Here is an 11,628-nt window from a genome sequence, read left to right as displayed (position 1 = left end):
ACCTTTATAAGTATTGGGGTTGAAGTTTTTAAAAATCCACAAAAATCGGGGTTTGGAAAGAAGTCTATTATAAAAAACAATCCGACCACTTAACTGGGTAAATTTTAAGATTTTAACTTAGCTTTTTTAAATTAAGTGGTCGGATAGCCATTTTTCATGCAAAAATTGGTTGAAATTGTCAAACTTTCATCTTACACTATACAAAATGAAAAAGTACCACGGTTTCCGTTCGTGGTGAGCCTGTCGAACCATGACGGAAACCGACCCTTCGACAAGCTCAGGGCGAACGGTCGGTTTCCGTAGTAAAATACAATTTTGTTGGCTGTATTTTATAAAAATGTTATCAATGGTGGGCACGTCCTAATCAAGTACAAATAATTAATTCATCAAAATTGAATGTAATTTCCCACTACATGTTATCGATAGATTAAATCCCCCATCCTATCAATTCCACCCCAAAAAATTCAATTAGGATTATGTTAAATAAATTTTTGTAAAAATAAAAAAGAGCGAATATTTTCGCCCTTTTTATCATTACATTACGACAATTACCACGCCTGCGACAATGCCGACAGCACGCCTTTTAGCATGGACGATACAGTGCTGTTGCACACGCCAATGCCAGAATACACCTTGCCTGCCACATTAAGCTGAACATACGCCGCCGCCGCCGAGTTGGTTTGGTTGTCGCCTAGCTCGTCATCAAGCAGGCTTTCGGTCGCCTTGACGTTAATGGCGTGTTCTGAATAATTGGTAACGTGAATGTCCTTGCCTGTCGCCTTGACCAGTCCGTCAATAAATGCTGACAACGCACCATTGCCCTGCCCGATGATTTCTAGCACATCGGTTGGCGTGGCGATTTGTCCGTTGAATGACACATCTCCGCCCTTATTGTTAATCTGATAATCACTAAGTTTAAAGGTTTCTTGGGTTAAATAAGTCTTGGTAAAAATGTCAAGCAATTCGTCCGTTTTTAGCTCACGAGCCAAACTCTCGGCTTGGTTTTGCACCACTTTGGCAAAATCAATCTGCGTCCAACGTGGCAAATCAAAACCATAATGACGTTGCAGAATATACGCCGCCCCACCCTTGCCCGACTGGCTATTGATACGCACCACGTCTTGATAGCTTCGCCCGATATGCACAGGGTCAATGGGCAAGTATGCCACGTCCCAATGCTGTTCGGTTTCGGGGTGTTTTTCATTATAATCAAGCGACTTTTTAATGGCATCTTGGTGCGAGCCTGAGAAAGCCGTAAACACAAGTTCGCCGACATAGGCATGGCGTGGGTGTACGGGCAAATTGGTGCAATCAGTCGCTACTTGCACAATCTCACTCACTTGCGACAAGTCAAGCTCAGGGTCTACCCCTTGCGTGTACAGGTTCATTGCCATGGTCAAAATATCCATGTTGCCCGTACGCTCGCCATTACCCAGTAGCGTACCCTCCACGCGGTCAGCCCCTGCCATAACACCAAGCTCACTTGCTGCCACGCCACAACCACGGTCGTTGTGCGTGTGTAGGCTCACAATCACGTCTTTACGGCTTGGCAAATGACGACAAAAATACTCAATCTGGTCGGCATACAGGTTGGGCGTGGACGCTTCTACGGTGGCAGGTAGGTTCAAAATCACTTTTTGTCCGTCTTGGGGTTGCCACACATCGCACACCGCTTGGCAGACTTCTACGGCAAAATCAGTCTCGGTCTGGCTAAAACTCTCTGGACTGTACTGAAAAATCCACTCGGTCTCAGGATGGCGTTTGGCAATGTCTCTAAGCAGGGTCGCTCCATTGACCGCAATCGCCTTAATGCCGTCCTTATCAAGCTGATAGACCTTATCACGTTGCACCCTTGACGTGCTGTTATAAACGTGAACAATGGCACGTTTTGCCCCTTTTAGGCTCTCAAAGGTGCGTTCAATCAAATGCTCACGAGCCTGCACCAGCACCTGCAAAGTAACGTCATCAGGCACATGACCGCCTTCAATCAAAAGACGTGTAAAGTCAAATTCCACTTGGGCGGCAGACGGAAAGCCAATCTCAATCTCCTTGAAACCAACCGCTACGAGCAATTTAAAAAAGCGTAATTTTTGCTCAATGGTCATGGGGTCAATCAAGGCTTGGTTGCCGTCTCGCAAATCCACGCTCGCCCAAATCGGGGCTTTTTCTATGCGTTTGTCGCACCATGTGCGGTCGGGCAGGTGCGGAGCAAATTCAAAGGGGCGATATTTGGTAAAATCAAAAGCGGGATTTTTTGGGGTGATTTTGGGTATTGGCATGATAAGCTCACTTAATGGTAAAGTTTGGGCGAATAAATTGCCCCTACAAATCTTGTCATATAAAGAATTTTGAGATGATATTATCATACCAAAATTTTGCACTAATTTTTACCAATTTTACAAAAATTTTTGGCATATTTTAGCCATATTTACCAAAAAATAATGAATTTATGGTAAAATCCGCCAAATTTTGATGAATTTCCATAATGAGTGCCATTAACCTAGACCCCATTGACCATAAAATCCTAAAACTACTCACGGACAACGCTCGCCTTGCCGTTGCCGACATATCCGAGCAGGTCAATCTGTCCGCCACGCCTGTCATTCGCAGGATTAAACGGCTTGAAGACATGGGCGTTATCACAGGCTATCACGCCCACACGTCCGCACGCTCGCTTGGCAACACCTTGTCCGTCTTTGTTGCGGTCAGCATGGATAAACACACCGCCGAACGCTTTGGCGAATTTGAAAACCACATCAAAACCTTTGATGAAGTGGTGTCGTGTAGCCTTGTTACAGGGCGGTCGGAAGATTATCTGTTAAAAGTGGTGGTGCGTGATATGAGTCATTATGAAGAGTTTTTACTTCATAGATTAAGCAAAATTGACGGGGTCAGTCAGCTGCATACCAGTTTTGAGTTACGGGAAGTGTTTGATAGAAGTGCGGTTTAACCATGCTCCGCCAAGTGTGTCCCCAAAATAAACACACCAATGCCAATCAGCACTACACCGCCCACACCCATCGCATAACGCCCAAAGCTCGCCCCCAAACGGTTGCCAAGATACAGCCCGCCTGTCGCCATAATGGTCGTGGCAAGCCCTATCAGTACGCACGCCAAGACGATGTTCACGTCCAAAAACGCCAACGACACGCCCACCACCACCGAATCAATACTTGTGGCAATGGCAGTGATTAGCATTAGGGCGATGTTTGAAGTATTGGCTTGCCCTTGCTTATCGTGTTGCTCGGCTTGTTGTTCGGCTTTTTGTTCATTGGCTTGCTTATCTGCTTGTTCATCATGGCACACCGCCCCATAAATAAACCACACGCCCAACGCCCCAAGCAGTCCAAAGGCAACCCAATGGTCAAAGACTTGCACCCAGCTCTCAGTAGCCTTACCCAAGCAATAACCGATAAACGGAGCAAGCCCTTCTACTGCCCCAAAGAACAGTCCGCCCTGCACCGCTTGCCACAGGCGTGGATGTCGCTCGCTCGCCCCTTTTGCCACCGCCACCGCAAAGGCGTCCGTTGCCATGCCAAAAGATAAGGTAGTGAGTGTAAGTGCGTTCATGGTTTATCCTTATTCTTTGACAATATGCCCGTGCAAATACTTCAACAACTCAAACACCACATTCGTCCGCCCCACCACGTCTTTTTCGTCTTTAAAGGCGTATTTTAGCCCTGTTGCCCCATTCATGCGATAGCCGTCATCGGACTGAATGAGCTTGATAATCGCAAGTCCGTCCACAGGCGTATCCGCCTTAAACTCCATGCTAAGCCCATTGGCAGTTACGTCAATTTTGCTAATGCCAAGCGGTATGCTTTGCACTCGCATTTTATGTACCAAAAATAAATTACTAAGGGCGGTCGGCATCGCCCCAAAACGGTCAATCATCTCGGCACGCATCTCATTTAGCTCGTCCACCGTCTCGGCATTGGCGATACGCTTATAGCATAACAGCCTTTCATGCACATCTGCCAAATAATCGCTCGGTATCAAGGCGGACGCATGAATGTTAATATCACTCACCAAATCAAGCGGTGTGGCAAGGCTTGGTGTATTGCCCGACTTTATCGCCTTTGTGGCACGTTCTAACATGTCCATATACAGTCCAAAACCAATGGTCTGCATGTTGCCAGACTGTTGCTTACCCAAAATCTCGCCTGCCCCACGAATCTCCAAATCCTCACTTGCCAGCATAAAACCTGCCCCCAAAGTATTGGCTCGGCTAATGGCATCAAGGCGTTTTTTGGCATCAGTGCTTAGACCTTTGATAGATGGCACAAATAAATAACAATACGCCTGATGATGCGATCGTCCCACACGTCCACGCAGCTGATGAAGCTGAGCCAATCCAAATTTATCCGCTCGGTTGATAATGATCGTATTGGCATTTGGCACATCAATGCCCGTCTCAATGATGGTACTGGCGACAAGCACATTGGTTTTTTTGTGATAAAAATCACTCATGACATCGTGAAGTTCTTTTTCTGCCATTTGCCCATGAGCCACACCCACACGCACCTCAGGGATAAGCTCGGACAAGTTCTCTGCCACCGTGTCAATGCTCGCCACGTCATTGTGCAAATAATACACCTGCCCCCCACGCAAAATCTCACGCAAAATCGCATCTTTGGTTGTCTGCTCGTTTTTTTCGGCGACAAATGTTTTAATAGCAAGCCTTCTGGCAGGCGGTGTGGCAATGATAGAAATATCCTGCATACCCGACAGAGCCATGTTGAGCGTGCGTGGAATGGGCGTGGCGGTCATGGTGAGCGTATCCACGTCCGCTTGCATGGCTTTGATTTTTTCTTTGTGGCGTACGCCAAAACGATGTTCTTCATCAATAATCATCAAGCCTAAATTTTTAAATCTAACATCATCTTGTAACAGTCGGTGCGTGCCAATGATGATATCCACCTTACCGTCCGCCAAATCAGCCAGCACCTTATCTTGGGCTTTTTTACCGACAAAACGGGACAAACTTTCAATCTTAATCGCCCAATCGGCAAATCTGTCCTTAAAACTGTCCTCGTGCTGTCCCGCCAGTAGCGTGGTTGGCACAAGCAGTGCCACTTGATAGCCTGCCTGCACCGCAATGAATGCCGACCGCATGGCAACCTCTGTCTTGCCAAAACCCACATCACCACAGATAAGCCTATCCATGGGCTTGGTCTGTTTCATATCAAACATCACCGCCTCAATGGCACTTTGTTGGTCAGGCGTTTCATCATAGGCAAAACCACTGGCAAACAGCTCATAGCTTGCCATGTCAATGTCAAAACGAATGCCCTGTTTGGCATTTCGCCTTGCTTGCACATTCAACAGCTCCGCTGCCACGTCATAAATGTCGGTCAGGCTCTTTTGGCGTGCCTTATCCCACTTGCCCGAGCCAAGTTTTGACAACTGCACCGCCTCGCTATCGGTACCACTATACCGCCCAATCAAAGCAAGATTGGTAATCGGTACATAGACGTTGGCATCATCGGCATATTTGATATGGATAAATTCCTGCTCGCCCTCGCCCACGTCAAGCACAACAAGCCCTTGATACCGCCCAATACCATAGGACAAATGCACGACAAGCGACCCCTCGGTCATCTCGCTTACCGATTTTATCAAAAAGGCTTGCGATAAGACATTTTGGCGTTTGCGTTTGGTGGTTGCGACCACTCGCCCAAAAATTTGGGTTTCACTGATGACACAAAAACCACCAATATTTTTTAATTTATCATCAGTATCAGAAATTAAGGTTTTCCGTTCGCCCTGAGCTAAGTCGAAGGGTGGCGGAAAACCGTCATGGTTCGACAGGCTCACCACGAACGGTTCATTGCTATTTTTTAACCATAATCCACGCTCTATCGGGGCAACGGTTAAGGCAATTTTTTGGGTAAATTTATCCAAATTTGCCAAAAACTCATCAAAATCCGCCACCGTGTCACTGTCAAGTTTGCCCTTTAATAATTCTAAAATAATCTCACGGCGACCGGCACTTTCACACACCAATAAAATCGGCTCATCGCACGCCCCCACAAAGTCCAAAAACTCGCCCAAGGGTTCGTCTTTTTGATGATTGATTGGCAAATTAGGAACGGCATGAGTGCTAATATGGTCAAATAAAGTCAGTGCATCTTCTCTGTCATCACCAAATACCGCTCTTGGATATGCCTTTAATGCTTGAAAAAATTCATTGCTTGGCAAATACAAATAATCAGGGGGCAGTATCGGCACGTCCTTATCAAACGCCAAAGAATGATAGCGTGCGTTTACCTGCTCCCAAAAGTCGTGATGATGAGCGGACAAATTGTCATCGCAGACAACGAGCGTATTTTTGGGCAAATAATGAAACAGCGTACCTGTCGTCTGCCATTCATGCAAATCAAAAAACAGTGGTGCATAATACTCCACCCCAGACGGCTGTATGCCATTCATAACGTCATTATAAAACTCCACCTTGCGAGCGGACGCATTGGGGAAAAGGCTGGCAAAATTTTGGCGGAACGTCTCTTTGTCGTCTAAGTCAAATTCACGAGCAGGCAACAGGCGAAAACTTGCCACTTTGGGCGACGTTGGGGCGGTTTTGTCGTCAAACACGCCGTCTTTTTTGAACTTATCAAGCTCTTCATCGGTAACGGTTCGCTGAGTATCAGGATTAAAAAATTTAATCGTTTCTATCTCATCGTCAAATAATTCCAAACGAAACGGCAAGGCTTGCCCCACCGCAAAAATATCCACAATGCTCCCACGCACGGCAAATTCGCCCGCCATATAGACGTTATCCACCGCCTTATAGCCTGCCTTGGCAAGGCGTTCACGCTCATGCTCTATATCAAAGGTATCGCCCACATTCAAATCAAAAAACCGTCCCAAAAGATGACTTGGGGGCGTTATTTTTTGCATGAGTGTCTGCACACTCACCAACAATACACCGCTTGTTGGCATGTGTGTCAATAGGTCAATCCGCTCAGAAATAATGTCTTGGTGTACCGACAGATTGTCATAAACAAGTGTCTCATAATCGGCAAACACATGGGCGGATACCCCAAAAAAATGTAACTCATCGGCAAGGCGTTGCAGTTCGCTTTGAGATTGGCAGATGACCAAGGTCAAATCCGTGCTGTCTTTGGCAAGGGTAGCAAGCCATAGGGCAAAACTTGCGTCTGCTTGGGCGGTAAAATGGGTGTGGAAGCTAGGTTTGGTGGTGGGGGTATTGATATTTATCATTAACATAACTCGTCTAATGAAAAACCCATATTGTAAATATGGGTTTTTGATATTATGCTTGTCTTAGTGTCCAGACATGGCTTGTTCGTTGATTTGCACTTCTTTAGTATCACGCAGGTAGTGCAAATAGTCTTGGAGTTGGTCTTGACCGACATTATCACGGATGATTTGCGAGGCTGACAGACGTTCTGCATCCGAGATTTGGGCGGTTGCCGTGCTTTGGGCTTTATCGCCCACCATGACACTCACCCCTGCGTCCGTCTCTACCGCCCACGCACTCATGCCGTCTTTGTTATGTACAAACAGGCTAGCACGCTCGGCAGGCAGTAGCTCTGGGCTTTGGCGAGTGACCACACCCAAACGCTGGGCAGACTTGGTAAGGGTCGCTGGGTCTTCTTTGGCACGAGCGTTGGCTGTGCCTAGGGCAAGTTTGATGGCTTTTTGCTTGGTTAGGGTTGCCTTGATTTGCTCACTCGCTTCTGCCAATGTCAGTTCTCTGGCATCTTGGTAGTTGGTCGGCTGTACCCACACCGTTTTGTCAGCGAGCGTGATGTTGGGGCTGACCGACTGGTCGCTGATGGCAAAGTCGTCAAAGGCTGCCGACACCACCACAGGAGCAGACAGCTCGCTGGTGTTATTGTCCTTGGTGTAGCCTTTAATACTACGAGCGGTTAGTCCCGTCTCTTGGGCGATGTCGCTAATGCCCATGCTGTCAGTTGTCATGGTGTTGATTTTGGTAATCATCTCGTTCATGGCGTTGGCACGTTTACGCTCGGTCGCTCGTTTGGTCAGCTCGTCACGCATGCTATCAAGGCTTGGGGCATCGCCCATTTTGGTGACTTTAAAGATGTGATAGCCAAACCCTGTCTGCACAGGCTCACTCACGCCCCCTGCTGTCAGCCCGCTGATGGCATTCTCCACAGCACTGCTACTGTCGCCAAAAAAAAAGGCAGGGTTATAGCTTCCGATGTCGCCACCGCTCTCGCCCGTGGGGTCGTCCGAATGTGCCTTGGCAAGTATCTCAAAAGACTCGCCTGCATCCAGTTTTGCTTTAATATCTTTGGCACGATTTTTGGCATCATCTCCTGTTAATAAGATGTGCGACAACTGTCTGCCATCGCCTCGAGCTTGTAAAGTGGCTTGGTATTGTGCACGAATTTCATCTTCGCTTGGAGTATCTGCCTTGATGTCAGTATCACTTAGGATTATATAAGCCAAATCCACACTTGGCGGCGCAATCATGTCTTGTTTATTAGCATGATAATAGGTCTCAATCTCATCAGTGCTGACGGTTACTTGATTGGCAAAATCCTGCCAGTTGTAACGCACCACCCACGCTTCACGGCTTTGGGTCTGCAAGTCTATCAAGCGACTGATTTGGCTGTCAGGATAAACAGCCGTTCCCAAAATACTGCTCGTCAGCTGTCGTAGCGACAACTGCGTGCCAAATACATCAAAGAGCATGTCCTTGGTCATGCCACGATTTTGTAAATACTGAGCAAAAATGTCGTTTGAAAATTTGCCGTTGGCGTCATGAAAAGTTGGGTCAGCCCGAAGCAGACGGGCAATGGTGTTATCAGAGACACTCATGCCCAGAAACTGGGTTTGATTTTCTAACAATGCTCTGTCAATCAAACTCTCCAACACCTCATCATTTAAGGCTTTATCATCAATCAAACTGCCATCGGTATGTTCAAGCAGGCGAGTCCGATAGTTATTCACCTCCGACTGAAAGGTTGCGGTGTCAATGGCAGTATCGCCCACTTTGACGATTTGATTGGGGGCAATCTGTCCGCCACTGCTAAATGACTGCACACCCAAAAATGCCATAGGAATGAGCGTGATGATAAGCACTGCCTTACCCGCCCAACTTTGCATAAAATTACGCATCTGCTCCATAATACATCACTTATTAAAATCACAAATTAAAATCACAAAAAACTCTTTATGATACAACATTTTGCCAAAATTCTCTACCACTTTTCACGCCTGCTAAGCCATATCATTTTATGGTGAGACCAGCGACCCCATCATCTCCATCACCAGCGACAATACCGCCGTATTAAAGAAAAAGGATAACACACTATGAAACGTCCCAATGCGACGAAGTTTTTTACTGGTAAAAGAGACATCAGGCACGCCTCCTGTTGCACCAATACCCAAGGCAAAATACAAAAAATCCCAATAATCAGGGTTATTTTCATAAGGAAAATCAAGCGGATACTTGTCATCGGGCATGGCATCGTAATAACCATGGGCATAGTATAATGCAAATAAGGTATGGATGAACAGCCATGAGACAATCAATGTACCAAAGGTGATACAAACATGCAAAGTAGAAAGCCAGCCCTCATACAAAGCACTGATACGCATCTCATTGATGATGGCAATCATACTGACAAAAGATGTGATGAGTATCAAAATAAGCATGGTATGTTTACGTTCATACTGCTCATGAGCCCGTTTTTTGATGTCCTCGGTGTTGGTTGTGATAAACATGTTAAATGCCAACAATAAATACGCCACCAAAAAGCTGTCCCACGCCAACAAATACACCGTTTCTATATTAATGCTTGGCACAAACCGCTTTAAAAAACGCACATCAGACAAAGAAAAATACACACAAATGGCGACGATGAGCGAAATAACAAGATTCATGTTATCCTGCAAAAAGCCATAGATTTTATAAAACAACGTGCCTTTTTTGGGTGATTTCATGTCAAATATTGGCATAGTAAAGTCAAAAAACAAAAGATAAGAAGATGAAAATATCACCCAAATCTTATTTGGTAGATTGGTCTTATAGATTGGTCAGCTTGCCAGCTGTGGAAATAATGCTCGCAGTCCATTAATCAAAATCTCAATTGCTACCGCTGCAAGTAGCATGCCCATGATGCGACTTAGGATGTTTAGCCCTGTATCACCCAAAAAGCGACTGATTTTTCCTGCTGCCATGAGTGACACATAACAAAACACACTGATACACAGCCCTGCCGCCAAAATCATTCCCACCTGAAACACACCCTTGACCTGACTAGAATAGATGATGACCGTTGAGATGCCGCCAGGCCCTATCATCATGGGGATAGCAAGGGGCACCACCGCTGATGCTGTCAAAGACGAGCTAACTTCCACATCTTCTTCGTTGGGCTTAACAGGATTGCCACCACCGTTCATCATGTTAATGGCAATCAAAAATACCAATATCCCACCTGCCACCTGAAACGACCCCACCGAGATGCCCAATACTTTTAACAAGCTCTCACCCAAAATGGTAAAAAAGGCAATGCCTATAAACACCGTCAAACAGGTGATTTGGGCAACTTTTTGACGGTCTTTGGCAGTATGGCCTTTGGTTAGGTTCAAAAAAAGCCCCAAAGAGCTAAATGGGTTTATCAGCACCACAAAAGCGAGAATGATTTTGATGAGTTCGGTATCCACAAGTTATCCTTGATGTCGTTTCATTGTCATGACAAAAGATGTATTTTAACATGACTTCTATGTTTTTCCTATGGCAATCATCATAGAGCAATTATCCACAAAAATAGGACGCACCCAAATACGTCCTATTTATCAACCATAAACTTTAATATCAGTCAAAAATTTGCCCGATGATTTGCAGTGGCAAGGTGACTACATCAAAAGCGGCGGCGAAAGGAAACAGCACCAGTTTTTCAACAGAACTGCTTTGCCCTTCACGGTAAGCCGTGGTTTGCTCGTTGGTGTAGATGGTGACAGGGTAGGCTTTACTCAGTGCTTTTAGGCTGGACTGATTGCTCACGGCAGGATAGGTATGACCTTTTAGGGGAATATCAAAGCAGTAGCTTTGAGCCCCAAGATTCGATTCGCTGTGATTGGTGCATTCTTTGACGCCATTTTGCAAAAAGAAGTTTAGCTCTTCGTTGGTCACTTCGGCTTTTAACTTGGTGTATTTAAAGGCAAGTTCACCGGTAAAACTGCCGTCATTATTGGTAGAATAAAAGTCCAAGCCTTTGGTAAGGCTGATATGGCGTGGATCAAGGCGAGTGATGAGATTGTTAAAGCGAGTCCCACCTTCAACCAACACATAGCTGTTACGCTGACCGACAATCACGACCGCATCCGATGGGATGTTGGGTAGCTTTAATGATGGCTTACCAAATGCCACAACGACGTCATTGGTTAGCACCCTCTTTTGGGTGGTGGTGTAAGTACCGCCTGAGTCCTTTTCTAACAATGCACTGGTTGCACAGCCTGACAGCAGGGTTGCTGATAGGACAGATGTTAGGGCGATTTTGCCAAGCTTGCTTAGTTTTTTCATAAAACAGCCTTATATAACCAATAAAAAGGTAGATTATTTTTATAAAACCAAATAATCTACAAAACCGATTATAAATAATTTTAAAACGCCTGTAAACGCTCCGT

The 11,628-nt window shown here is 45.9% G+C and carries 8 protein-coding genes; 1 reads left to right on the top strand and 7 read right to left on the bottom strand.

The window, feature by feature from the left end:
* Positions 1-548: 548 nt before the first annotated feature.
* On the bottom strand, positions 549-2,273 hold the full coding sequence (leuA, locus tag B5J94_RS05370) for a 2-isopropylmalate synthase (RefSeq protein ID WP_062498653.1): 1,725 nt from the start codon (positions 2,271-2,273) through the stop codon (positions 549-551).
* Positions 2,274-2,485: 212 nt separating this feature from the next.
* Between leuA and B5J94_RS05365 the strand changes: the two genes are divergently transcribed.
* Entirely contained in the window at positions 2,486-2,950 is a 465-nt protein-coding gene (locus B5J94_RS05365) for an Lrp/AsnC family transcriptional regulator (protein WP_062498648.1), read from the top strand.
* Here the strand turns inward: B5J94_RS05365 and B5J94_RS05360 are convergent.
* The 6 genes from B5J94_RS05360 to B5J94_RS05335 all read right to left on the bottom strand — a co-directional run bounded on the left by B5J94_RS05360 (position 2,947) and on the right by B5J94_RS05335 (position 11,524).
* Positions 2,947-3,570: a manganese efflux pump MntP gene (locus B5J94_RS05360; protein WP_062498647.1), complete on the bottom strand. Its 624-nt coding sequence runs from the start codon at positions 3,568-3,570 to the stop codon at positions 2,947-2,949. The genes B5J94_RS05365 and B5J94_RS05360 overlap by 4 nt on opposite strands.
* A 9-nt stretch (positions 3,571-3,579) precedes the next feature.
* Entirely contained in the window at positions 3,580-7,224 is a 3,645-nt protein-coding gene (gene mfd / locus B5J94_RS05355; protein WP_062498652.1) for a transcription-repair coupling factor, read from the bottom strand.
* A gap of 63 nt (positions 7,225-7,287) precedes the next feature.
* Positions 7,288-9,114 (bottom strand): SurA N-terminal domain-containing protein, encoded by a 1,827-nt coding sequence (locus B5J94_RS05350; protein ID WP_228144530.1) that lies wholly within the window; start codon positions 9,112-9,114, stop codon positions 7,288-7,290.
* A 117-nt stretch (positions 9,115-9,231) separates the two neighbouring features.
* Positions 9,232-9,942 carry a DUF1345 domain-containing protein gene (locus B5J94_RS05345; protein WP_062498645.1) on the bottom strand — a complete coding sequence of 237 codons (711 nt, stop codon included), beginning with the start codon at positions 9,940-9,942 and terminating at the stop codon, positions 9,232-9,234.
* Positions 9,943-10,035: 93 nt separating this feature from the next.
* On the bottom strand, positions 10,036-10,665 hold the full coding sequence (locus B5J94_RS05340; protein WP_062498644.1) for a MarC family protein: 630 nt from the start codon (positions 10,663-10,665) through the stop codon (positions 10,036-10,038).
* 151 nt (positions 10,666-10,816) lie between these two features.
* Positions 10,817-11,524, bottom strand: a complete 708-nt coding sequence (locus tag B5J94_RS05335) for a YidX family protein (RefSeq protein ID WP_062498643.1) — start codon at positions 11,522-11,524, stop codon at positions 10,817-10,819.
* Positions 11,525-11,628: the final 104 nt, after the last annotated feature.

The organism is Moraxella lacunata, from assembly GCF_002027545.1.
Classification (GTDB): domain Bacteria; phylum Pseudomonadota; class Gammaproteobacteria; order Pseudomonadales; family Moraxellaceae; genus Moraxella; species Moraxella lacunata.
The sequence above is the reverse complement of the archived record's forward strand: the minus strand, read 5'-3'. Positions and strand labels throughout refer to the sequence as shown.

Bases quoted from the DNA above. Each gene is read 5' to 3' on its own strand.
- B5J94_RS05365 (WP_062498648.1), top strand. From the start codon at position 2,486: ATGAGTGCCATTAACCTAGACCCCATTGACCATAAAATCCTAAAACTA.
- B5J94_RS05360 (WP_062498647.1), bottom strand. From the start codon at position 3,570: ATGAACGCACTTACACTCACTACCTTATCTTTTGGCATGGCAACGGAC.
- mfd (WP_062498652.1), bottom strand. From the start codon at position 7,224: ATGATAAATATCAATACCCCCACCACCAAACCTAGCTTCCACACCCAT.
- B5J94_RS05350 (WP_228144530.1), bottom strand. From the start codon at position 9,114: ATGCGTAATTTTATGCAAAGTTGGGCGGGTAAGGCAGTGCTTATCATC.
- B5J94_RS05345 (WP_062498645.1), bottom strand. From the start codon at position 9,942: ATGAAATCACCCAAAAAAGGCACGTTGTTTTATAAAATCTATGGCTTT.
- B5J94_RS05335 (WP_062498643.1), bottom strand. From the start codon at position 11,524: ATGAAAAAACTAAGCAAGCTTGGCAAAATCGCCCTAACATCTGTCCTA.